The 21,277-nt window shown below is 62.8% G+C and carries 19 protein-coding genes and 4 pseudogenes; 9 read left to right on the top strand and 14 right to left on the bottom strand.

Annotated elements, in window-relative coordinates; all coding sequences use genetic code 11:
• The 11 genes and pseudogenes from JCM12178_RS18395 to JCM12178_RS12450 all read right to left on the bottom strand — a co-directional run.
• A partial coding sequence (locus tag JCM12178_RS18395) for a glycosyltransferase (protein WP_172677128.1) occupies nt 1-139 on the bottom strand: 139 nt, incomplete at its 3' end.
• Nucleotides 136-1,271: pseudogene (gene ftsW / locus JCM12178_RS12490) on the bottom strand (putative lipid II flippase FtsW). The pseudogene ftsW and the gene JCM12178_RS18395, both read right to left, overlap by 4 nt.
• 1 nt (nt 1,272) lies before the next feature.
• Nucleotides 1,273-2,556 carry a UDP-N-acetylmuramoyl-L-alanine--D-glutamate ligase gene (gene murD, locus JCM12178_RS12485; protein ID WP_054651841.1) on the bottom strand — a complete coding sequence of 428 codons (1,284 nt, stop codon included), beginning with the start codon at nt 2,554-2,556 and terminating at the stop codon, nt 1,273-1,275.
• Between the two features lie 7 nt (nt 2,557-2,563).
• On the bottom strand, nt 2,564-3,640 hold the full coding sequence (gene mraY, locus JCM12178_RS12480; RefSeq protein WP_054651837.1) for a phospho-N-acetylmuramoyl-pentapeptide-transferase: 1,077 nt from the start codon (nt 3,638-3,640) through the stop codon (nt 2,564-2,566).
• On the bottom strand, nt 3,637-5,001 hold the full coding sequence (locus JCM12178_RS12475; protein ID WP_054651835.1) for a UDP-N-acetylmuramoyl-tripeptide--D-alanyl-D-alanine ligase: 1,365 nt from the start codon (nt 4,999-5,001) through the stop codon (nt 3,637-3,639). Before JCM12178_RS12475 ends, mraY begins: the two co-directional genes overlap by 4 nt.
• On the bottom strand, nt 4,998-6,452 hold the full coding sequence (locus tag JCM12178_RS12470; protein ID WP_245628758.1) for a UDP-N-acetylmuramoyl-L-alanyl-D-glutamate--2,6-diaminopimelate ligase: 1,455 nt from the start codon (nt 6,450-6,452) through the stop codon (nt 4,998-5,000). Before JCM12178_RS12470 ends, JCM12178_RS12475 begins: the two co-directional genes overlap by 4 nt.
• Before the next feature lie 25 nt (nt 6,453-6,477).
• On the bottom strand, nt 6,478-7,698 hold the full coding sequence (locus JCM12178_RS19840; protein WP_245628757.1) for a penicillin-binding transpeptidase domain-containing protein: 1,221 nt from the start codon (nt 7,696-7,698) through the stop codon (nt 6,478-6,480).
• The gene (locus tag JCM12178_RS19835; RefSeq protein ID WP_245628756.1) at nt 7,680-8,309 is read right to left on the bottom strand and encodes a penicillin-binding protein 2; all 630 of its coding nucleotides are present in this window, start codon (nt 8,307-8,309) and stop codon (nt 7,680-7,682) included. The genes JCM12178_RS19840 and JCM12178_RS19835 overlap by 19 nt, the downstream gene beginning before the upstream one ends.
• A 150-nt stretch (nt 8,310-8,459) precedes the next feature.
• Complete coding sequence (locus JCM12178_RS12460; RefSeq protein ID WP_054651833.1) at nt 8,460-8,741, bottom strand: hypothetical protein; 282 nt, start codon at nt 8,739-8,741, stop codon at nt 8,460-8,462.
• Complete coding sequence (gene rsmH / locus JCM12178_RS12455) at nt 8,738-9,709, bottom strand: 16S rRNA (cytosine(1402)-N(4))-methyltransferase RsmH (protein WP_157054906.1); 972 nt, start codon at nt 9,707-9,709, stop codon at nt 8,738-8,740. The genes JCM12178_RS12460 and rsmH overlap by 4 nt, the downstream gene beginning before the upstream one ends.
• 11 nt (nt 9,710-9,720) lie before the next feature.
• Complete coding sequence (locus JCM12178_RS12450; RefSeq protein WP_054651829.1) at nt 9,721-10,167, bottom strand: division/cell wall cluster transcriptional repressor MraZ; 447 nt, start codon at nt 10,165-10,167, stop codon at nt 9,721-9,723.
• 284 nt (nt 10,168-10,451) lie between these two features.
• Here JCM12178_RS12450 and pyk point away from each other — a divergent pair, with 284 nt between their 5' ends.
• The gene (gene pyk, locus JCM12178_RS12445; RefSeq protein ID WP_054651827.1) at nt 10,452-11,879 is read left to right on the top strand and encodes a pyruvate kinase; all 1,428 of its coding nucleotides are present in this window, start codon (nt 10,452-10,454) and stop codon (nt 11,877-11,879) included.
• Nucleotides 11,880-11,883: 4 nt separating this feature from the next.
• Nucleotides 11,884-12,903, top strand: coding sequence for an HD-GYP domain-containing protein (locus tag JCM12178_RS12440; protein WP_054651825.1), 1,020 nt, complete (start codon nt 11,884-11,886; stop codon nt 12,901-12,903).
• 70 nt (nt 12,904-12,973) lie between these two features.
• Here the strand turns inward: JCM12178_RS12440 and JCM12178_RS12435 are convergent.
• From JCM12178_RS12435 to JCM12178_RS12430, 3 genes and pseudogenes are all read right to left on the bottom strand, one after another.
• A pseudogene (locus JCM12178_RS12435) lies at nt 12,974-14,376 on the bottom strand (substrate-binding domain-containing protein).
• On the bottom strand, nt 14,351-14,923 hold the full coding sequence (locus tag JCM12178_RS19830; protein WP_245628755.1) for a hypothetical protein: 573 nt from the start codon (nt 14,921-14,923) through the stop codon (nt 14,351-14,353). The pseudogene JCM12178_RS12435 and the gene JCM12178_RS19830 overlap by 26 nt, the downstream one beginning before the upstream one ends.
• A 13-nt stretch (nt 14,924-14,936) precedes the next feature.
• Nucleotides 14,937-16,139, bottom strand: coding sequence for an aminopeptidase (locus JCM12178_RS12430; protein WP_054651823.1), 1,203 nt, complete (start codon nt 16,137-16,139; stop codon nt 14,937-14,939).
• A gap of 299 nt (nt 16,140-16,438) precedes the next feature.
• Between JCM12178_RS12430 and JCM12178_RS12425 the strand changes: the two are divergent.
• The 7 genes and pseudogenes from JCM12178_RS12425 to JCM12178_RS12400 form a co-directional block, all read left to right on the top strand.
• Nucleotides 16,439-16,626, top strand: a pseudogene (locus JCM12178_RS12425) (ferredoxin).
• 545 nt (nt 16,627-17,171) lie between these two features.
• Complete coding sequence (locus tag JCM12178_RS19825; protein WP_245628754.1) at nt 17,172-17,690, top strand: hypothetical protein; 519 nt, start codon at nt 17,172-17,174, stop codon at nt 17,688-17,690.
• A 4-nt stretch (nt 17,691-17,694) separates the two neighbouring features.
• A complete protein-coding gene (locus JCM12178_RS12415) occupies nt 17,695-18,051 on the top strand; it encodes a hypothetical protein (protein WP_054651821.1) in 357 nt (118 codons plus the stop codon).
• A 16-nt stretch (nt 18,052-18,067) separates the two neighbouring features.
• Nucleotides 18,068-18,688, top strand: coding sequence for a tetratricopeptide repeat protein (locus JCM12178_RS12410; RefSeq protein WP_054651819.1), 621 nt, complete (start codon nt 18,068-18,070; stop codon nt 18,686-18,688).
• Nucleotides 18,689-18,730: 42 nt separating this feature from the next.
• Nucleotides 18,731-19,324 (top strand): annotated as a pseudogene (locus JCM12178_RS21020) (DVU0298 family protein); the annotation flags it as partial.
• 247 nt (nt 19,325-19,571) lie between these two features.
• On the top strand, nt 19,572-20,555 hold the full coding sequence (locus JCM12178_RS12405; protein WP_054651817.1) for a DUF2157 domain-containing protein: 984 nt from the start codon (nt 19,572-19,574) through the stop codon (nt 20,553-20,555).
• Nucleotides 20,552-21,277 (top strand): DUF4401 domain-containing protein (locus JCM12178_RS12400; RefSeq protein WP_157054905.1); only part of this gene is annotated, 726 nt, incomplete at its 3' end. The genes JCM12178_RS12405 and JCM12178_RS12400, both read left to right, overlap by 4 nt.

The raw sequence follows: 21,277 nt of genomic DNA, 5'->3' as shown, positions 1-21,277 counted from the left end.
GTCGCTCGGGGCCGGAGCCGCCGAGGAACAGGATGCGGCAGTCCGGGTTGCGGCGGCGGGCTTCGTCGGCAACGGCGATGGCCGGGAAGATGTGGCCGCCAGTGCCGCCGGTGGTCACGATCAGTCGGGAGAGCGTCATGTTGATCCCTCCCGAGAAATGTTGAGGATCATGCCCGCGCACAGGAACGAGGCGACGAGGTTCGAGCCGCCGTAGCTGATGAAGGGCATGGCCACGCCCTTGGGCGGCACGGTGCCGAGCACCACCGCGAGGTTCAGGACGAAGCCGAGGGCCAGCACCAGCGTCATGCCGAAGGCGGTGAAGCGGTCCTGCAGGTCCTCCTGCCTGAGCGCGACCCGGAAGGCCCGGAACAGGAAGAAGCCCAGCAGCAGGAAGAAGAGGCTCAGGCCGATGAAGCCGAGTTCCTCGCCCGCTACGGCCATGATGAAGTCGTTGTGCGCTTCGGGCAGGAAGAAGAGCTTCTGCTTGCCCGCGCCGAGGCCGGAGCCGGTCAGGCCGCCGGAGCCGAACGCGTAGAGGGACTGCACGAGCTGGTAGCCTTCGTTCTGCGCGCTGGCAAAGGGGTCGAGGAACGCGGTCCAGCGCTTGAGGCGGTAGGGGGAGGAAGAGATGAGTTCCCATCCTGCCCACGCGCCCACGCCCCCGGCCATGACCAGATAGCTCAGGCGCGTGCCGCCGACCATGCACATGAAGAAGAGGATGCCAGCGAGAAAGACCGCGCCGCCGAAGTCCGGCTGGGCCATGAGCAGCACGCACAGGGCTCCGGTCACGATGAACGGCGGCAGGAAGCCGATGGAGAAGTGCTGAACCTTGTCCTGCTTCCTTGCGAAGAAGTAGGCGAGGTAGATCACCAGCGCAGGCTTGGCGAACTCCATGGGCTGGATGTTCACGGGGCCGAGTGAGAGCCAGCGCGACGCACCGCCCGCGCTCACTCCGAGCGGGGTCAGGCCGCAGAGCGCCAGCAGCACCATGGCCACGAAAATCCAGAAGTAGGTCATGCCGTAGATGAGGCGGCGGGCACCTTGGACGTGACGAAGAGCGCCAGCAGGCCGCCAGCGGCAAACATGAGCTGCTTCTTGAAGAAGTAGTATTTGTCCGCGTGGAAACGCTCGGCCATGATGCCGCTGGAAGAGAGCACCATGATCAGCCCGAACCCGGCCAGCAGCACCACGGAGGTGAGCAGCCAGCGGTCCATGCTGCCTTTCGGTCCCGTCATGGGAGAAGGTTTGCGAGCGTTGAGCTTGCGGGCCATATCAGTCCTCCAGCTCCTCGAAAATGCGGCGGAAGTCTTCGCCGCGAGCCATGTAGTTGGCGTATTGGTCGAAGCTCGACGTGCCGGGCGAAAGCAGGATCACGTCGCCGGGCGACGAGAGCGAATATTGCCGTTTCACGGCCCGTTCGAGGGTGCTGTCCCAAGTGACGCTGAAATATCCGGACAGGGGCTTCTCGAAGATGTCGCGGGAGCCGCCGTACAGGCCGACCTGACGGACGCGGCCTTCGAGCGACTTGACCAGCGCGTCCATGTCGCCGCCTTTGTAGACGCCGCCCATGAGCAGCCGCACCGGGCGGCGCTTGAAGGTCTTCACCGCCGCGGCAACGGCCTCGAAGGTGGTGGCCTTGGTGTCGTTCACAAAGGTCACGCCGCTCTTCTGGCCGAGAATTTCGATGCGGTGTTTCTGCGGGGGAAATTCCTTGACCGCCCTGACCGCCTCTTCGCGGTCCACGCCAAAGGGCTTGACCGCCTGCCATGCGGCTTCAGCGTTGGCGCAGTTGTGTTCGCCCGGCAGCGAGTCCGACTGGAAGCGCTGGCTGCATGTGGACCAGACGATGGGCGCGCGGGTGATCTCCCGGTCCTCAAGCAGCTCGTAAAGCGGCTCGCCGATGACCGCGAGGTCGTCCTCGGTCTGGTTGGCGAAGAGCTTCAGCTTGGCGTCGAGGTATTCCTCCATGCTTTCGTGCCAGTCGAGGTGGTTGCCCGAGAAGTTGAGGAGCACGGCGCTGCGGGGGCGGAAGTCGTGGCAGTGCATGAGCTGGAAGCTGGAGATTTCAAGCACCAGCACGTCTGCCGTGCCGTCTTCAAGCAGAAATTCGGTCAGCGGGGTGCCGAGGTTGCCGCCTGCAAAGACCTTTTCCCCGGCCGCTTCGAGCATGGCCGCGCAGAGCATGGTCGTGGTGGTCTTGCCGTTGGTGCCGGTCACGGCCAGCACCGGAATGTCGGTGTTGGCGAAGCCAAGCTCCATTTCCGCGACGATGCGCTCTGCGGGGAAGCCCTCAAGGGCTTTGACCTTGCGAACGTCTGCGCCGGGGGAAGGCACCACGATGTCCGCGCCCGCGAACTGTTCCGGGGTGTGATCGCCGAGCTCGACGTTCACGCCGTCCAGTTTCGCCTCGGCGAGGTCGAGGTCCTCGTTGCAATCCAGAAGGGTGACGTCCGCGCCGCGTGCGGCGAGAAAACGTGCGGCGGCCCGGCCGGAGCGTTCCGCACCGATGACGACCGCCTTCAGGTCTTCGAGCTTTGTGAGATCGAGTCTGCTCATGCGCAACCTACCTCAACTTCAGGGTGGACAGCGCGGTGAGCGCCATCAGTATGGAGAATATCCAGAACCGGATGATGATCTTGGATTCCGGAATTCCCTTGAGTTCGAAATGATGGTGCAGGGGGGCCATGCGGAAGATGCGCTTACCGCCGGTCATTTTGAAGTAGCCCACCTGAAGGATGACCGAGAGGGTCTCGAACACGAACACGCCGCCAACGATGACGAGCAGCAGTTCCTGCTTTGCCAGCACGGCCACGAAGCCGAGCGCGCCGCCGAGGGCCAGCGAGCCGACGTCGCCCATGAAGACCTGAGCGGGATAGGCGTTGAACCAGAGAAAGCCGAGACCCGCGCCGACCATGGCCCCGCAGAAGATGGTCACTTCACCGATGCCGGGCAGGGAGGGCACGGCCAGATATTCCGCGATGGCCGCGTGGCCGGAGATGTAGACGAAGAAGGCGAAGCAGGCCATGGCGACGACCATGGGGCCGATGGCGAGGCCGTCCAGCCCGTCCGTGAGGTTTACCGCGTTGCTGGCGCCGATCATGACGAGGACCGCGAAGGGCAGGTAGAACCAGCCGAGGTCCGGGTTGATGTTCTTGAAGAACGGCACGGACAGTTGCGTGGAGTAGGTCGGCTCGTGGATCAGGAAGGCAATGGCGATTCCGGCCACGAGCAACTGGCCGAGCAGTTTCGCGGTGGCGGAGATGCCGAGGTTCCGCTTCTTGACGACCTTGGTGTAGTCGTCCACGAAGCCCACCGCGCCGAATCCGGTGAAGACCAGCAGGCAGAGCCAGATGTAGTGGTTGGTGAGGTCTGACCACAGGAGCGTGCTGAAGAGGACGCTCAAAATGATCATGACCCCGCCCATGGTGGGCGTGCCCTGCTTGCATTTGTGCGCGGAAACTTCGCTCTGGATTTCCTGCCCGCATTTGATGCGCTTCAGCCAGCGGATCATGGCCGGGCCGAAGATGATGGTGACGATCAGCGCGGTCAGGAGCGCCCAGACCGAGCGGAAAGTGATGTAGCGGAAGACGTTGAAGACGCCGATTTCCGAGCTGAGCGGGTAGAGGAGGTTGTAAATCATGCCGCGTCTCCTTCAAGCTTGTTCGTGAGGGCCCGCGAGAGTTCTTCCATTTTCATGGACCGGGAGCCCTTGAAGAGCACCACGGCGTCCTTGAGGCCCAGCGCTTCCCACTTGTCGAGAAAGTCGTCGTCGCCCTTGACCGGGACGATGTGCGCGCCGCCGCGCTGAACGTCCGGGGCGTGTTCGCCGCGCCAGAAGGCGGCCATGGGTGCCACTTCCGCGATGAGGCGTCCCAGCTCTTCATGGCTGTGCCCGGCACCGGGGCCGAGTTCGCGCATGTCTGCCAGCGCCAGCACCAGCGGCCGTTCGCCCGCGATGCATTTGGCGGTCTCGATGGAGCGGCGCATGGACAGCGGGTTGGCGTTATAGGTGTCGTCAATGACCGTGAAGCATCCGGCCTGACGGGTGCAGAACCGCTGTGCGTCGGCCTCGTAGTGCTGGGCGGCCCAGACCACGTCTTCGGCCGGAACGTCGAGCGCGCCGCAGGCCGCGGCAACGGCAGCGAGGTTCTCCGCCAGATGGTCGCCGCAGAAGGGGGCTTCGAATTCGAAATCGCCGTCAGGGGTGCTGAGCTTGAAGCGGCCTTCGCCGTTCGGTCCCGCGCCGAGAAAACTGCATGTGAAATCGGTCTTTCCTGCCAGCGTGGAGAACGCCGTGGGCGCGGGGATGATCTTGCGCGCGGCTTCCCAGAGTTCGAAATAGTCGCTGCTGACCACGGCGGAGCCGCCGTCTTTCAGGTACTTGAGCAGGCTGGCTTTGGCCTCTGCAACGCCGGTGATGTCGCCCAGTCCTTCGAGGTGGGCAGGGCCGACGTTGGCAACCAGTGCCACATCGGGTCGTGCCACGGAACCGAGCTCGTCCATGTCGCCGGGCTGGCTGATGCCCAGTTCCATTATCCAGAGATCCTGCTCGTCCGTGGCCTTGAGCATGGACATGGGCAGGCCGATCTGGTTGTTCAGGTTCCGGTAGTTCTTGGCCACGCGGTAGCGGTTGGAGCAGGCCAGCGCCAGAAGCTCCTTGATGGTGGTCTTGCCCGCCGAGCCGGTGACGGCCACCAGCTTTGCGCCGCATTTTTCGCGCCAGCAGGCGGCGATGCGCCCCAGCGCCTGAACGGTGTCGCGGACCATCAGCACCGGCACGCCGCGAACGTCCAGCATCTTGGAGGCGAGGATGGCGCAGGCTCCGGCCTTGGCGGCCTTCTCGGCGAACTCGTGCCCGTCGAACCGGTCGCCTTCGATGCAGACGAACAGGTCGCCCTTCCGGACCGTGCGCGAATCGGTGCGCACGTTCTCCACGGGCGTTTCCGGGGCGTCCCCGCCGATGACGAGGCAGCGTTCGATGTCGGCAAGCGTCAATTTCACCGTTTGGCCTCCGCAATGGCGGCCATGACCGCCCGGCTGTCGTGGTAGTCGATGCGTTCGCCCTTGATTTCCTGATAGCTCTCGTGCCCCTTGCCCGCGATGAGCAGCACGTCGCCGGGCCACATCTCGGCGATGGCCTTGCGGATTGCCTCGGTGCGGTCCGCCTCGCGGATGATCTGTTTGCATCCTTCAAGGCCGGGCTCGGCGTCGTCCATGATGGCGTCCGGGTCTTCGCTGCGCGGGTTGTCCGAGGTCAGCACGGCAACGTCGGCAAACCGGGCCACGGCTTCGGCCATGAGCGGGCGTTTGGTGCGGTCGCGGTCGCCGCCGCAGCCGAACACCGTGATGAGCCTGCTGAAGTCGAGGGTCTTGAGCGTGCCCTGCACGTTGATGAGCGCGTCGGGGGTGTGCGCGTAGTCGATGAAAATGTCGAGGTCGAGGTCGTTTTCCACGCGCTCCAGACGTCCGGGTACGCCCTTGAAGTCGTCGAGCTTGCGGAAGTCCTTGCAGTTCAGGCCGAGGCAGAGGCCAACGGCCTGCGCGGCCAGCAGGTTGAGCGCGTTGTGTTCGCCCACGAGCGGGGAGCGGATTTCCCAGGTCTTGCCCTTCCACGAGCATTCGAGCACCAGCCCCTTGACCGTGCTCTCGGTGATGCGTCCGCAGAGACTCGGCACGTCCTGTACCGGTTCGCCGAGGCCGAAGCCTATGGCGTTGTCGCACATGCCGAGCATACGGCGGCCGTAGTGGTCGTCGTGGTTGACAACGCAGCACTTGCCTTCGGCCGGATACTCGGTGAACAGCTTGGCCTTGGCCTCGAAGTAGGCTTCCATGCTGCCGTGGTAGTCCAGATGATCCTGCGTGAGGTTGGTGAACACCGCCACGTCGAAGTCGATGCCCGCGACACGGTATTGCTCCAGCGCGTGGGAGGAGACCTCCATCACTGCCGCGTCCACGTCGGCCTCGCGCATGTTGGCGAGGAGTTCGTGGGTCATGAGGCAGTCGGGCGTGGTCAGGCGCGCGTCCACGGAGAAGCCGGGCCAGCGGTAGGAGACCGTGCCGAGCACGCCGGGGATCAGCCCTGCAGCGGCCAGCAGATGCTCCACGATGTAGCTGGTGGTGGTCTTGCCGTTGGTGCCGGTGATAGCCACGGTCTTCATTTCGAGGCTGTGCGTGCCGAAGCGTTCGGCAGCGAGTTCGCCGAGGGCCAGCGCGGTGTTTTCCACGTAGCAGACCGACGCGGACTGCTCGGCCACCGGGGCCACGAGGGCGCGGTCGGCTTCATGGGCCACGATGTATGCGGCACCGTTGTCCAGCGCCATGGGAATGTAGTCGATGCCGCGCACCTTGGTGCCGGGCATGGCGACAAAGCAGTCGCCTTCCTTGACCAGTCGGGAGTCGGTATGCACGGTGAGGCCCTTGCGGACCATTTTGGCCAGTTGTGCGAATTCCATGAGGCCGGCGTGCTCCTTGCGAGATCTAGGAGAGCTGGAGAATAAAAACATCATCCTCTGCCTCCTCAGCAGGTTCGGGCCACGGCGCGCCGGGTGCGGGCCGCTGGCCGGTAACGGTCATGCCGTCCCCCTCGATGACGGGGACGATTCCTTTCTTCAGTAAAATGTCGAGAGCCCGACGCAGGGGAAGGCCTTTGACGTCGGGAACACGTTTGCCCGGTTCGATGACCTTGGGCGCGGGCAGGGCGGCCTGCTGCGGTAACGCTTCGGGGTTCACCTCGTCAACCGTTTCCGCATCGGCGAGGGCGGATGCGGCTTGCGCGTCCGGAAGCTTGCCGCGAAGCGCCAGCGTTTCCACAAAGACCTCGCGGGCAACGGGCGCTGCCACGATGCCGCCGTAGTCGATGCCCTTGGGCTCGTCCACCATGCACAGGATCAGCAGTTCGGGGTCGAGGCTCGGGACCATGCCAACGAAGGAGGACATGTATTTGTCGCCGTAGCCGCCCGGTCCCGCCTTCTGCGCGGTGCCGGTCTTGCCCGCCATGGTGATGCCGGGAATCCTCGCGCGGCGTCCGGTGCCGTCCATTTCCACCACTTCTTCCATGAGCTTGAGCACGGTCTGGGCGGTCTGGCGGCTGAAAACGCGCACGCCCGGCTTCGGTGCCGGGCTTTCCGGGTCCTTGACCAGACGCAGGGGACGGGTTTCGCCGCCCGAGGCGATGCACATGAACGCTTGCGCCAGTTGCAGGGCCGTGGTGCCGATGCCCTGTCCGAAGGCGATGGCGGCCTGATCCACTTCGGTCCACTCCGAGGGTGGGCGGAGCATGCCGGAGCGCATGGCCGGAAGCCTTACCGAAGGCTTTTCGGTCAGTCCGAGCTTGACCAGATATGAGTAATAGGCGTCTGCGCCGAGGTCGCGGGCGATTTTTGCCGAGCCGATATTGCTGGAGTAGCGCAGCACCTTGCGGGCCGGGAGCCAGCGGGCGCGGTGATGGTCGCGGATGGTCTTGCGGCCCACGCGCCAGCGGCCGTTTTCGCAATCCACCAACGTGTCGGGCTCGATGACCGCTTCTTCCAGCGCAGCGGCGAAGAGTATCGGCTTGAGGGTCGAGCCGGGTTCGTAGATGTCCAGCGCGGCCCGGTTGCGACGGTCGGAAGCGCTGGTCTTTCCGTAAATATTGGGGTTGAAGAACGGGTAGTTGGCAAGGGCCAGAATGTCCCCGCTCTTCACGTCGGCCACCACCACGATTCCCGCCGTGGCCTTGTGTTTTTCAATGGCCTTGAAAGTGCGGTTTCCGCAGCGTGCTGCACGCGGGTGTCGAGGGTCAGGGCCACGTCCAGCCCGTCGATCTGGTCGGCGCCTTCGCGTCCGTCGAGGTGCAGCCTGCGGCCCGAGGCGTCCCGCTGGACCACGTACCGGGCCTTGCTCGGGGCCAGCCGTTTCTCGAATTCGCTTTCAAGTCCTTCAAGGCCTTTGCCGTCGATGCCGGTGAAGCCGAGCACCTGTCCGGCCAGCGGCCCGTTGGGGTAGAGGCGGGTGTATTCCGCGGCCATGTGTACGCCCGGCAGTTCCGCCTTGCGCACCGCGGCGGCCTGACGGTCGGTGACGAGCCGCTTGATCCAGACGAAGCGGCGCTTGGAGGCCAGCCTGCGGTGCAGCTTGGCAAAGGGGACATTGAGCAGGCGCGAGAGCCGGTGCGCGGTGCGTTTCGGGGTCGGCCACCTGAAGCGGGTTGGCGTACACGCTGTCCACTTGGGCGCTGGTGGCGAGCAGGTCGCCGTTGCGGTCGAAGATGCGGCCCCTGCGACCGAACTCGAGTTCGGCGGCGTGGCTCTGGCGGGCGGCCATTTTCTCAAGCGCCTCGCCTTCGTGCAGCTGCACCCAGCCCGCCCGGACCCACAGCGCGGAAAGCGCAACACCGAAGAGCACCATGACGATGATGATCTTCGGTTTGCTGTATTCTTTCTTTGCGCCGTTGCGTCCGGTCATGAAATTCTACTCCGTCGCTATTGGTCGACGATTCTTCTGATCTGTCCCGGTTCGGGAACCACGAGTCCGAGCTCTTCCGCGAGTTGACCCAGCCGGTACGGGGAGAGCAGGTTGTTGCGCTCGACTTCGAGCTTCACCATGACCGTTTTCCTGCGGTCCAGCTCCCGTTCCATATTCCGGATGTCGTAGGCCATATCCATGCGACCGATGTTCAGCCACACCGACGTCAGCCCGAGAGTCAACGCCCCTGCCAGAAGGGCGAGAATCAGACCGAAACGGCTGCCTTCCATGGTCTTCATGTGCTTTTCCCGTCGGGCCCCAACCTCTCGGCGACTCGGAGCTTGGCGCTCCTGCTTCGCGTATTGACCGCTGTTTCCTCTTCCGAGGCCACTGCGGGTTTTTTGGTCAGGACCTTGAGCTTTGCCACGCCCTCGCAGGTGCAGATGGGCTGATGTTTTGGGCAGATGCACTCTTGTGCGGCTTCCCGAAACGCTCTCTTCACCACCCGGTCTTCCAGTGAGTGAAACGATATGATCGCCACTCTGGCGCCGGGGCTGAGGCGCGCGACTATGGTTTCCAAAAACGTGGAGAGTTCCTCCAATTCCCTGTTGACCGCTATTCGCAGTCCCTGAAAGGTCCGGGTTGCCGGGTGGGTTCTGGCCGTGGCCCGCATTTTCGCGGGGTAGGCCTTCTCCACTATCGAGGCCAGCCGGAGCGTGGTCTCGATGGGGTCCTTCTCCCTCTCTCTCAGGATGGCGCTCGCTATCTTGCCTGCCATGGGGTCTTCGCCGTACTGCCGGATGATCCGGGCCAGCTCCCCGTGCTTCAGCGTGTTCACGAGCACCTTGGCGGACGGCAGGCCGCTCGCCGTATCCATGCGCATGTCCAGCGGGCCGTCCTTTATGAAGCTGAATCCTCTATCAGCTTCGTCGAGCTGCAGGCTCGAGACGCCCAAATCCAGAACAGCGCCGTCCACCGTGTCCCAGCCGAGGTCGTCAAGCGCGTCCTCGTAGCGGCTGAAGGGCAGGTGGTACAGATGCGTTTTGTCAGAGAACCGATCCAGCCTTTCGGCTGCCAGGTCGAGTGCCTCCTCGTCCCTGTCCAGCCCCAGAAGCTCGGCCTTGCCCGCCGCTGCCTCCAGTATGGCTTCCGAGTGACCGCCCATTCCGAGCGTCCCGTCCAGATATCTGCCCTCCGGCCGGGGCCTGAGCCACTCGATGGTTTCCTTCAGTAGTACGCTGGTGTGTCTGCTTGCCGGGTCCGTCATGCGCCACTCCATCAGAATGGCAGCGCGACGTTGTTGTCGGCGAGCTCGTCGGAAACGTCGTAGTCTTCGTCAAGGAGGGACTCGAAGCTGTCCGCCGGCCAGATCTCGAAGCGCCTGCCCGCGCCCATCACCACCACGTCCTTGTCGAGCTTGCCGCTCTTTCTCAGGTGCGCGGGGATGGCGATGCGGCCGTTCTTGGCCACCGCCACTTCCTCGTACCCGGAGAAGAAGATCCTGATGATGTTCTGCATCTGGCGGCTGGGAGCCTTGATTTTCTCAAGTTCCTCCTCAAGCCGGTTCCACTGTTCGGGGGTTATCCCGATGACGTGCTTTTCCCAGATGGTCAGCACCAGCTTGCCTTCCGGCGTTGCCGAAAGGAGCTTGTCCCGGAAGTCGGGCGGCAGGATGAGCCGTCCCTTGTCATCCAGGCTTCGGTGTGCGTGACCCCTGAATCGCATCGAGTTCCCCCTGTGGAGTACTTTGCTCCACTTTGTTCCCCTGTTCAATCACCTTGTACCACTTTCTCCCACCATTGAGGGAATATCAAGAGAATGTCAACACCCTCGCGTGATTTAAGTGGGAAAAAGCGGGTCCCCGGTTGATTTTTCACAGGGCAAGCCATACACTCCCGGACAAGAGAAAGCTCTTTACGACGATTTTTCGTCATACATGCCGAAAGATTGCGTCCAATCCGACGGCGAAAGGGCATGAGGAATGTGGAAAAATACCTCAGGGGGGTATCATGGACAGGCATATCAAGATCATCGCCACGCTTGGTCCCGGAACATCTTCGGAGTCCGCAGTGCGCGAACTGGTCACCTCCGGCGCCCGGATATTCAGGCTCAACTTCTCCCACGGAGACAAGGAATTCTTTGCCGGGATGGTGAAGATCATCCGCAAGCTTGAAGAGGAAACCGGGTTCACACTGACCATCCTGCAGGACCTGTCCGGCCCCAAGGTCCGCACCTGCGATGTGGGGCAAGGCACGCTTGAGATTTCAAAAGGCACCGAGGTGCTGCTGGGGACGCCGGAAATGGCCGAAGGCGTGGACGAGCCGTTCATCTGCCTCGACATGCCCGAGCTGCTTCCCGTGATTCAGGAAGGAGATCCCGTGGCGTTGTCCGACGGGATGCTGCGCTTTTACGCCCTGCGCCGCGAAGGTGAACACCTCGTAAGGCTCAAGGCCATCAACTCCGGGCTTGCGCCGCCGCGCAAGGGCATCACCTTCCCCGGCAAGACCACCCCGCTGGCCGCGCTGACAGAAAAGGACAAGCGCGACCTCGCAGTGGGCATGGAGCTTGGCGTGGACTGCGTGGCCATGAGCTACGTGCAGAAACCCGAGGATATCTGCCAACTGCGCTCCGAGATGCTGCAATACGGCAGGCGGGTGCCCATCATCGCCAAGCTTGAGCGCACCGCAGCGGTCAACGACCTCGAACGCATTCTTGACGAGGCCGACGGCATCATGGTGGCTCGCGGCGACCTCGGGCTGGAGATGGATCTCTCCGAACTGCCCGCCACGCAGAAGCGGATCATCAAGGCCTGCAACAAGCGCGGCAAGCCGGTCATCGTTGCCACGCAGATGCTTCTCTCCATGGTCAACGCGCCCATGGCCACCCGCGCCGAGACCACGGACGTGGCCAACGCCATCCTCGACGGTGCGGACTGCATCATGCTCTCGGAGGAAACGGCCATCGGCCAGTATCCGGGCGAGGCAGTGCGCTTCATGCGCAAGATCGCCTACGAGATCGAAGAGTTCTATTTTGAACAGCGCGCCACCAAGGACGCGGTGACGCCCGGCGATCAGGAGCATCCGGCCACCTTCCTCGCGTTCGCCGCAGCCATGCTCGCCATCAAGACCGACGCCCGCGCCATCGTGTCGCACTCCACCTCCGGGGCCACGTCCCGGATTCTGTCATCCTGCCGTCCGCGCCAGTCCATCTACGCGCTGAGCCGCGACCATACGGTCCGCCACTTCACCAACCTCTCGTGGGGCGTCATCCCGTACGCGCCGCCGGAGGACATCGAAGGGCACCAGCAGCGCGCCGAGGAATTCGTCCGTCAGTTCAAGGGTTTCGAGGAAGGCGAAACGCTTGTCATCACCGCCGGTCAGCCGGACAAGAAGCAGGACCGCACGCAGACCAACGTCGTCAAACTCTTTGAGAAGTAATGATATGGCCACAATGAAACATGAAATCGTGGACGGGCTGAACGAGGAATACTACCAGATTACGCCCGATATCCTCGGCAGCTTCCACAAGTATCGTCCCCCGCTGAATATCTTCATATTCGACGAGAACGTTGCCCGCGTTGCCCCGTACTACAAGGTCGGCGGGCGGCTGACCAACGAGCAGGTTGAAGAACTGCCCGACCTTGCAAAGCAAGGGCTGATCTTTGTCTCGCGCGACGATCATCCGGTGTACGTCAAGCACATCAGCTACCAGCTCGACCTCGTGCTCGTGGACAAGAACCTCAAGGAGACCGAGATCGCGGACATCTTCGTGCAGGCGCTGACCCGCCGAACCGAGGAACTCTTCGAGCAGCCGGTCCCTGCCGTCTTCGCCAAGTTCTGGGAGGACCTCATGGTCCTCACCGAGTATCTGGCCTTTGACATCCACCGCTCCCGTGCGCTTGTGCGCAGGCTGCATCGCGAGCACAGCCTTGCCAATCACGCCGTGAACTCCGGTTTCGTGGGGTTGGCCCTGTACGGCAAGCTGCAGGTGCAGGACTTCGAGGCGCGGCGCATCGTGCGCAAGAACTTCGACCGTCTTGCTGCGGGCCTGTTTCTGCACGACATCGGCATGAGCAAGGTCCCGAGCTTCATCCTGTCCAAGGAAAAGCCGCTCACCGGCGATGAACGGACCAAGATCAACCAGCACCCGATGATCGGTTTCCAGATGCTCAGCAAGATGGACCTCAAGTATCCCGAGGTGGAAGCCTGCGTGGCCGAGCATCACGAGCGCATCAACGGCACCGGCTATCCGCAGAAGAAAAAGGGCGACGCCATCAGCTTCCACGGGAGACTCTGCGCCGTGGCCGACTCCTTCTGCGCCATGATCGCCAAAAAGCCTTACGGCGAGGAGAAGGAGCTTCTTCCTGCCAGCATGGAGCTTCGCAATAACCCCGGTTATGACGAGACCATGACGGCGGCCTTGCAGATGCTGCTCATGAACGACATGAAGATGAAGTTGTAGCCGTTCATATTCCTTAAATAAAAAAGGCCGCTCTCTGGAGCGGCCTTTTTCGTGTTCATTCTTCTGCGAGCTACTCCAGGCCGGTGCCCGGAAGCATCTCCTTTCCGGTGAGTTCGGTTCCGTATCCGCCGAGGTCCCTGATGCGGTCTTTGACGGTGTCCGAGCGGATCAGGCCGAGGAGGATGCGGATTCTGGGGTCGTCCATGTACCGGGTCGGGATCGCCAGATCGTATCGTTCGCGGGCCAGCGGCACGAAGTCGAGGTTGAGCGCGCGGGCTGCGGCCATGATGCCCATGCCGCAGTCGGCTGCGCCGGTGAGCACGTTGACCGCCACGGCCATGTGCGTGAACTCCTCGTTGTCATACCCTCTGATGTCGCGCGGGGAGATGCCTTCGGCCTTGAGATGATGGTCCAGCAGGATTCTGGTCCCCGCGCCGCGCTGGCGGTTGATGAAGATCAGGTCGTCGCGTGTCAGGCTCTCGACGCCTGTGACGCCCTTGGGGTTGCCCTTGGGCACCATCAACCCCTGCTGCCGGATGGCGAGGTTGATGACGGTCAGGTCCATGCCGGAAGGTATTTTTCGAGGAAGGGGAAGTTGAAGTCCCCGGAATCCGGGTCGAACAGGTGGCAGCCCGCAAAGAGGGCGGAACCGGCCTTCAGGGCGTTGATGCCGCCCATGCTGCCCACATGCGCCGAGACGAGCCGCCACGGTTCGGGCATGCCCATGAGCTGGTCGGCCAGCAGGTCGAGAATGTTGTCGTGGCTGCCAACGTGCACAAGCACGCGCTCCAGCTCCTCGGGGCTGACCAGCAGGCGCGCGGTCACGGACTGCCCCGCCTCGACGCCTTCGCGACTGGCCGGGATGTAGGTGACGCCTTGCGCCTTGGTGAGGGTGGTTATCATGCCCGCGCCGCGTCCCAGTGGGGTGGCCACGATGCGATCATCCACCCGGCCCATGGCGAGACGGACCGCCTCTTCCATGCCCGGCTTGCTCGGCACCTTGCGGGTCAGTATCGCCTGCGCCTCGGGTCTGCGCGGTGCGGGGCGGCGTTCCATCCAGGCGGCCAGCGGTCCGAGCAATTCCTCGTAACAGACCGCAGCGCTCACCGGATACCCGGGAGCCCCGACCAGCAGCCTGCCCGGATAGCCGGAGTCCTTGCCGGAGATGGCCAGCAGTGTCGGTTTGCCGGGCATGACGTTGATGCCGTGCACCAGAATTTCCCCCAGCTCCTCGAAAACCGCCCGCGTGAAGTCCTTGCTCCCGGCAGATGAACCGGCCCCGACCACCACGATCTGGCAGCCCTCGGCCAGTGCGTCGGTGACGGCCTCCTTGAGCGCCTCCCTGTCGTCGGGCACCACGGGGACGCTCTCCGCCTCCATGCCCCATTGCCGGGCCAGCGAGACAAAAACCTGCGAGTTGGACTCGATGACCTGCCCCGGAGCCGGTTCAGGTCTCTGCGAAAAGTCGAGCACCTCGTCGCCGGTGGGGATGAATCGTGCCTCCACCTTGCGGCGTACCGAAACCTCGTAGATGCCAGCCGAAAGCAGCGCGCCCACGTCGTAAGGCGAGAGCAGCCTGCTGCGGGATGAGCAGTTCCGTGGCCACGATGTCCTCGCCGATGCGCCGGACATGCTGCCACGGCGCGGCAGGGGCCTCGATTTCCACGGTGTCCTCGTCCTTCTTGACCACGTTTTCGATCATGATGACCGCGTTTCTGCCCTCCGGCATGGGGTTGCCGGTGTTCACGAACTCGAAGTCGCTGCCACGGACGAGGGTCAGCGGTTCGTCCTCGCGTGCGGCAAAGGTCTGCTCCGCGTTGACGGCGATGCCGTCCATGGCTGCGGCGTGGAAGGTGGGGGAAGAGTAGCGGGCGTATACCGCCTCGGCCGTGACCCGTCCCGCCGCAAGGTGCGAGGAGATGGTTTCGGGCGGGCAGAGTTCGCTTCGCTTGAGTGCGGCCCGGGCCTTTTCAAAGGCTTCGGGAACCGGCGTGGTGGTCAGATAGATGTTGCGGCCCATTCGTCGCTCCGGGTTATTCGTGCTTGAATTCGCCGTTTTCGTAGAGCAGCACTTCGCTGCCGTCTTCCAACTCGGCGGTGACGGTCTTGGGTTCGGTGTTCACGAGGTCCCAGTGCAGGGCGGAGTCGTTGAAGCCGAGCTTCTTCTTGAGGTCTTCGTCCAGCGTGGACTGGTCGCCGGAGAACGTGTCCGCGTAGGACGCCCCAACAGCCACGTGGCAGTTGCCGTAATCGCCGCCGAAGTTCTCGTCAAAGAGGGTGTTGGCCATGAATTTCCCGATGCGCGAGAAGCGGCGGTCGGTGAGGGAAAACTCACCAAGCTGGGGCGCGCCCTCGTCCATGGCGAGTTGTTTTTCCACGAAATCCCCGCCTTCCTTTGCCTCGGACTTGACCACGCGGCCGTTTTCAAAGGTCAGGCGAACGCCTTCCACGTAGTTGCCGGAACGGAAGGAGGGCTGGTCCGCGTAGTAGACGCCCTCGGTGCCGCGCCAGTCCGGCGAGGTGAATATCTCGAAGCTGGGGATGTTGTGTCCGGAGACGCCGAGCCATTGGCGCTGCTCGCCGGGCGTCACGGTCAGGTCCGTGCTTTCCGACTTTACGCGGATCGTGCGGATGGGAAGCTTGTTGAGCCACTGCTTGACCTTCAGCGTGTTCTCGAAAATGTCCTTCCACTCCGCTTCCGGGTCGTCCTTGTCGAGGAAGCAGGCGCTTATGATCTCCTGCTTGTACTCCTCAAGGGTCATGCGGGCGGACTCGGCCAGCACTTCGGTGGGGTACATGCACAGCGTCCATGCGAAATCGCCGGTCTGCTCGCGTTTTTCCATGATGCCGCGCAGGAACTTGCGGGCCACGGCGGCCTTGCCGATGCGGCCGGGGTCGACCTCCTTGAGGTGGGTCAGGGAGGCGGGGGCGATGAGGGAAATGAGGCCGTTCAGGTTTTCCATGAGCGTGTCGTCACCCGGAGGGACGGTCTCGATCTGGACGTCGTCACCCTTGCCGTAGAAGGTCTTCTCCATGGGGACGGTCATGTTCATGCGCGGGACCGGCACGATGCCCTTGTCGATGAGCAGTTCGTAGACCGCCTCGGCCAGCGGCAGGGCGTCGAGGTCGTAGCGCAGGAGGACGAGGTCGCCTTTTTCGTAAGGTTTGGTGCGGGCGGTCTCAAGGCCCCACCACAGCGTGCGGGCGTATTTTTGCAGTTCTTCTTTACTGAACATGGGATTCTCCGTGTTGGATTTGTTGTGTCGTGCAGGGCAGGATAGACCAGCGGACAGGGGAGTTCAACTCCGTGGATGTATTTGTCCGGTTCGGCACCTTGCAAAGGCTCTCAGGGTGCTTGACACGGCCGGGGCTTGGGGCTATTGCCAAAGCCTGCCCGCGCAACGCAGGGGAACCCGGTGACGGGCTGTTTCCGGTTGCGCCCCGCGGGCGGGAGTGATAAGGATGCACCTGCGGTTTCGGGACACCTATGTCCGATTCCGCAGCACAGAAAAAATACTCATTTTTGGAGGAAATCATGGGTTACAGGATCACTATCGATGTCGACAAGTGTAACGGCGACGGCGAATGCGTCGATGTCTGCCCCACCGAAGTGTACGAACTTCAGGACGCAAAGCTGTTGCCGTGAACGAAGAAGAGTGCCTGGGCTGCGAATCCTGCGTCGAAGTTTGCGAGCAGGAAGCCATCACCATCGAAGAAGACTAGTTCTCGCCGATGATCTTCAACTGCCGGGAGCGGCTTGCCGCTCCCGGCAGTATTTCCATGTGCCGAATACGACGACTGCCGCCGCGCGGCATGGAAAACGCCCTGCGGGGCGGTTTTTTTTACGCGAAGCCGGGTTGACGATGCCCGGCAGCGACTTATTTCAATTGGCACATCCCAGACCGAACGCCGGACCGGTGTTTTCGGCGGCGCAAGGAGCGATACATGGCTTTGGATTTCACACCTTATTTTGAACGATACGAAGCGCTCGTGGCCGAAGTGGACGCGGTCTTCGAGAAATTCGAAAACGATTTTCCCAACGAGGTCAAATGCGAGAAGGGCTGCTGCGATTGTTGCTACGCCCTGTTCGACCTCTCTCTGGTCGAGGCCCTGTACGTCAATCACCACTTCGGGCAGCGGTTTTCCGGTAAGGACCGCAACGACGTGATGGAACGTGCGGCAGATACCGACCGCAAGCTCTTCAAGCTCAAGCGCGACCTGTGGAAGGCCTCGCAGGCGGGCAAACCCGCAGGGAGATCTTCGAGACCGTGGCGCGCACCAAGATGCGCTGTCCGCTGCTCGGGGAAGAAGACCTCTGTACGATGTATGACAAGAGGCCCATTACCTGCCGTCTGTACGGCGTGCCTACCGCCATCGAGGGCAAGGGGCACACCTGCGCCAAGTCCGGGTTCAAGGGCGGCGAGAAGTATCCCACCGTGCACGTGGACATGATCCACGAACGCCTCATGGACCTCAGTCGCGACATTTCCGAATACATCGGCTCCAAGTACAAGGCCATGCACGAGATGCTGGTGCCCCTCTCCATGGCGCTCATCACGGACTATAACGAGGAATATCTCGGCGTGCCCAAGCCCGGAGACGACGGGAAAAAGCAGGCCGCACCCGCGGCGCAGCCCGGCGCTCAAGCCGCAGCAGGCGGCATCCCCAAGATGCAGGACGCCCCGTCCGAGGCCTGTGCGAGCTGTGATTCCGACAAATCCCTCTGCGCCACCTGCAAGGACAACCAGTTCTCGATTGTCCTCGGCGGCGACGGGGAAGAGGAGTAGCCCGATGATCAAGGAAGCGACGCTTACGCCGGAAGAGCGCGAAGAGCAGAAGCGGCTCATGTACGAAAAGATGTCGCCCCGTCGGCGCAAGTTCGTGGACCGCATCGGTTTCGAAAAATGGGACCCGTTCGAGAAGCCGTTCGACCCCATCGACATCCGTACCGACGCCACCGGGCACACCGCGCATCAGTTGACGCATCTGTACTTGCGCGACAAAGGTGCGCAAATCAATCAGGAATACGTTGACGCCATCAACGAGTTCAACGTCACGCTGGTGATGAACTTCGAGAAGGTGCGCCCCATCTACGATTATTGCCTCTGGTACGAGGAACTGACCCGCAAGCGGGGAATAAAGCCCTAACCTAAAGGACCTGAGAATGCAGAAATTCGACAACATCGACGATTACGTCGCCGACCTCAAGGCCAAGCTGGAAAAGAACGCCGGCTGCGCCAACACCATGTACAACCTCGGCGTGGCGCTGCTCTCCAAGCGCGAGTTCATGGATGCGGAACGGTACTTCCTCGACTGCGTGGCCGAATCCCCCCGCATGGCCGAAGCGTACGTGCAGCTCGGCGGCATCGCCCTGCAGCGTGGTGACATGGAGGGCTGCCTGAACTATAATATTCAGGCCACCAAGGTCCGTCCCTTTTTCGCGGTGCCCTGGGGCAACGTGGGGTACATCCAGCTTGAGCAGGGCGATGTGGACAAGGCCATCCAGACCTTCAAGCGCGCCCTCAAGTACGACCCCGAATTCGTGCAGGTGCTCGCCACCCTCGGCAGCGCCTACATCGCCATCGGCGACTATGAAGAAGCGGAAAAGGCGCTGGACAAGTGCCTGAAGCTCAATGAAAAATTCGGTCCCGCATGGAACAACCTCGCCATTGTGAACGTGCACTACGGCGAGTGGCAGAAGGCCAAGGAGTGTCTCGACAAGGCCGTCGAGACCGGCTTCGAGCCCAAGGAAGAATTGGTCAAGGAAATCGAAGCCAACCTGTAGCCGCCGGATATCCCGCCGGATGTTTCGGCTTGGAGGTGGGGCATGTCCCGATTCCGCCAGACGAAAAAAACGGTCAGGGAGATTCTCGCCGCGCCGGACTGGCAGGCGAGGCTTGACGAACTGGACCAGTGGGCCCCCGGACAGCTGGTGGGTCCGCTGTTTTCCCTCAGGCTCGACAGGGACGAGGACGTACGCTGGCGCACGGCCCGCGCCTTCGGGCTGGTGGCCGGGCGCATGGCTGACGCGGGCATGGAAAAGGTCCGTGTGCTCATGCGCACGTTCATGTGGTATATGAACGAGGAGTCGGGCAACCTCGGCTGGGGCGTTCCCGAAGCCATGGCCGAGGCCATGTGTCAGGATGAACGGCTGGCCGACGAATTCGCCTCCATCCTTGCCTCCTACATCTTCTGCGACGACGAGTGCGACGGCAACTTCCTCGACCACCCCGAACTCAGACGCGGTGTGTTCTGGGGGCTTGGCCGTCTGGCACAGGTCCGGCCAGAGCACGTTCTGCCGCACGTGCGGTTCATCGTGAGCGCGCTCAAGGATGAGGACGGCTGGAACCGGGGGCTCGCAGCCTGGACCCTCGGGATTCTTGGTCATCAGGAGGCCGCGCCGGAACTTGAAGCGCTTCTTGATGACAGCGCATCGCTTCGGATGTTCCGCAACGGCGTGGTGGAGGATGCCACCGTGCGTCGCTCGCCAGAGAAGCGTTGGACAGGCTGGACTAGAGCGCTTTTTTTACGATTGAATGGGCCGGGAATCCGCAATGCGGGTTCCGGTTCTCTTTTGGATGGATCGGACGTTTTCCCGGCATGTTGCGAAGAGGGTGCGTTGCGCCTGTGTCCGCCCTGTGATAGTGGCGCGGATATCGGAGGAAGGAATGACCGAAGAGACGACATCGAAACAGGCAGCCGACAGGCCGCTCAGGCCGAAGGACGTGGACACGCTCTATCAGGGCGGCGTGATCTCCCACGCCCGGCGCATGGACGATCTGGCGCTGGCAGGTTGGCAGCCCCGGTGGGACCGCTGGCTCGACGTGCTGCTGCTCGTTGCCGGGGCAGGGCTGCTGCTGTCCGGCATCATATTCTTTTTCGCGTGGAACTGGGACGACATGCACCGCTTCCTCAAGCTGGGACTGGTGCTCGGCGGCGTCATCGCCTGCACCGGGGCCGCGGTCTTCATGGACATGGACTCGCGTGCCGGTCGGGCGTTGCTGGCCGGTGCCGGGGTGCTCGTCGGCGTTTTTTTCGCCGTGTTCGGCCAAGTCTACCAGACCGGAGCGGACGCATGGGAGATGTTTCGCATCTGGACGTTGCTGCTCCTGCCGTGGGCGCTGGCCGGGCGCAGTTCGGCCTTGTGGCTGCTCGTTGTGCTGCTCGGCAATACATGGGGGCTGCTCTGGCTGGCACAGGAAGCCTACCTCTTTGATCGCGACTGGTTCTCGGTGATTGCGGCCTCGGCGTGCCTTGCACTCTACCTGCTCATGGACATCGTTGGCCGCCGCCTGACGGACTATGGCCGGTGGCGAGGCTGGCAGTACCTTTTCCTCGTCCTGCCGCTTTTCTGGATATGCTGGAGTTCCTGGGTGGCGGTTTCCGAGCAGGCCGACTGGCTGTTCGTGGCGCTCGTTCCGCTGCTGGCCGGGTGTCTGGTCATGCCTGTTCTGCGGCGCGACGCCGCCGGGATGGTGCTCTGCCTGTTCGCCTTCTGGAACCTCTGCATTGCCGCAGGCGTTTTGTACATGGTCAAGAAGATAGGGCTTGATCCCATGTCCTGCGCGCTGCTCGGCATGATAAGCCTTTCCATCCCGGTCATCGGCATCGTGCGCATCAAGGGCTTTGTTCAGGAAAAGGAGGAGGCGTGAGCATTTCACGAAACCAGTATTTCCGCGCTCTCGGCCTTCCTGAGGGTGGCGGCGAGAGTGCTTCCTCGACACCATGGTACTATGCGGCAATGCAGGGCATCGGGGCGTGGTTTGCGGCCGGCATGTTTCTGTCGCCCATATTTACTTTCCTGCCCGAGAGCATGCTCGTCATCGGCCTCGTGGGGGCGGCGTTCATTATCGGGGCGGCTGTGGTGCCTGACAAGGGCGAGGTGTTTCTCTCCCAGTTGACCCTTGCAGCGGCTTTGCTCGGGTTTGCCATGGTCAACGTGGCCCTAGCCGACACCACGGGCGTGGAAGGGGCCGCCCTGCCGCTCAACGTGACCGGGACCGGACTGGTGGCCTACGCCGCCGTCCGCAAGCGGTTCTTTCGTTTTCTCGTCACGCTGGCGGTCATGGCCATATGGCTGGTGCGATTTCACGAGGTTGCTTACGTGAATCCGGCGGCCATGGCCGTGGCCGCGGTCTGCGTGCTTGCCGCGTTTTTCTTTTTCAGGGAGCTGCGGTTTCTGCGCCCGCTCGGGTACGCCATGGCGCTTGCCGGGCCGGGGGTTCTCTTCATGATGAAAAGCACGGCCTCGCTGACGCCCGCATCATGGGTCGCCGCCGCCTTCGGGCTGGTAACGGTTTTGATGCTTGCGCGCGAGCAGGGCTGGCGCGCGTTTCAGGCCGGGCTGGGTGCCTTGTGCGTCACCGCTCTCTCG

The sequence above is a fragment of the Salidesulfovibrio brasiliensis JCM 12178 genome (assembly GCF_001311825.1).
Lineage (GTDB): Bacteria > Desulfobacterota > Desulfovibrionia > Desulfovibrionales > Desulfovibrionaceae > Pseudodesulfovibrio > Pseudodesulfovibrio brasiliensis.
This window is presented reverse-complemented; position numbering and strand designations above follow the sequence as displayed.

Coding starts and splice junctions, on each gene's coding strand:
- murD (WP_054651841.1), bottom strand. CDS start 2,556: ATGAGCAGACTCGATCTCACAAAGCTCGAAGACCTGAAGGCGGTCGTC.
- mraY (WP_054651837.1), bottom strand. CDS start 3,640: ATGATTTACAACCTCCTCTACCCGCTCAGCTCGGAAATCGGCGTCTTC.
- JCM12178_RS12470 (WP_245628758.1), bottom strand. CDS start 6,452: ATGGAATTCGCACAACTGGCCAAAATGGTCCGCAAGGGCCTCACCGTG.
- JCM12178_RS12460 (WP_054651833.1), bottom strand. CDS start 8,741: ATGAAGACCATGGAAGGCAGCCGTTTCGGTCTGATTCTCGCCCTTCTG.
- rsmH (WP_157054906.1), bottom strand. CDS start 9,709: ATGACGGACCCGGCAAGCAGACACACCAGCGTACTACTGAAGGAAACC.
- JCM12178_RS12450 (WP_054651829.1), bottom strand. CDS start 10,167: ATGCGATTCAGGGGTCACGCACACCGAAGCCTGGATGACAAGGGACGG.
- pyk (WP_054651827.1), top strand. CDS start 10,452: ATGGACAGGCATATCAAGATCATCGCCACGCTTGGTCCCGGAACATCT.
- JCM12178_RS12440 (WP_054651825.1), top strand. CDS start 11,884: ATGGCCACAATGAAACATGAAATCGTGGACGGGCTGAACGAGGAATAC.
- JCM12178_RS19830 (WP_245628755.1), bottom strand. CDS start 14,923: ATGGGCCGCAACATCTATCTGACCACCACGCCGGTTCCCGAAGCCTTT.
- JCM12178_RS12430 (WP_054651823.1), bottom strand. CDS start 16,139: ATGTTCAGTAAAGAAGAACTGCAAAAATACGCCCGCACGCTGTGGTGG.
- JCM12178_RS12415 (WP_054651821.1), top strand. CDS start 17,695: ATGATCAAGGAAGCGACGCTTACGCCGGAAGAGCGCGAAGAGCAGAAG.
- JCM12178_RS12410 (WP_054651819.1), top strand. CDS start 18,068: ATGCAGAAATTCGACAACATCGACGATTACGTCGCCGACCTCAAGGCC.
- JCM12178_RS12405 (WP_054651817.1), top strand. CDS start 19,572: ATGACCGAAGAGACGACATCGAAACAGGCAGCCGACAGGCCGCTCAGG.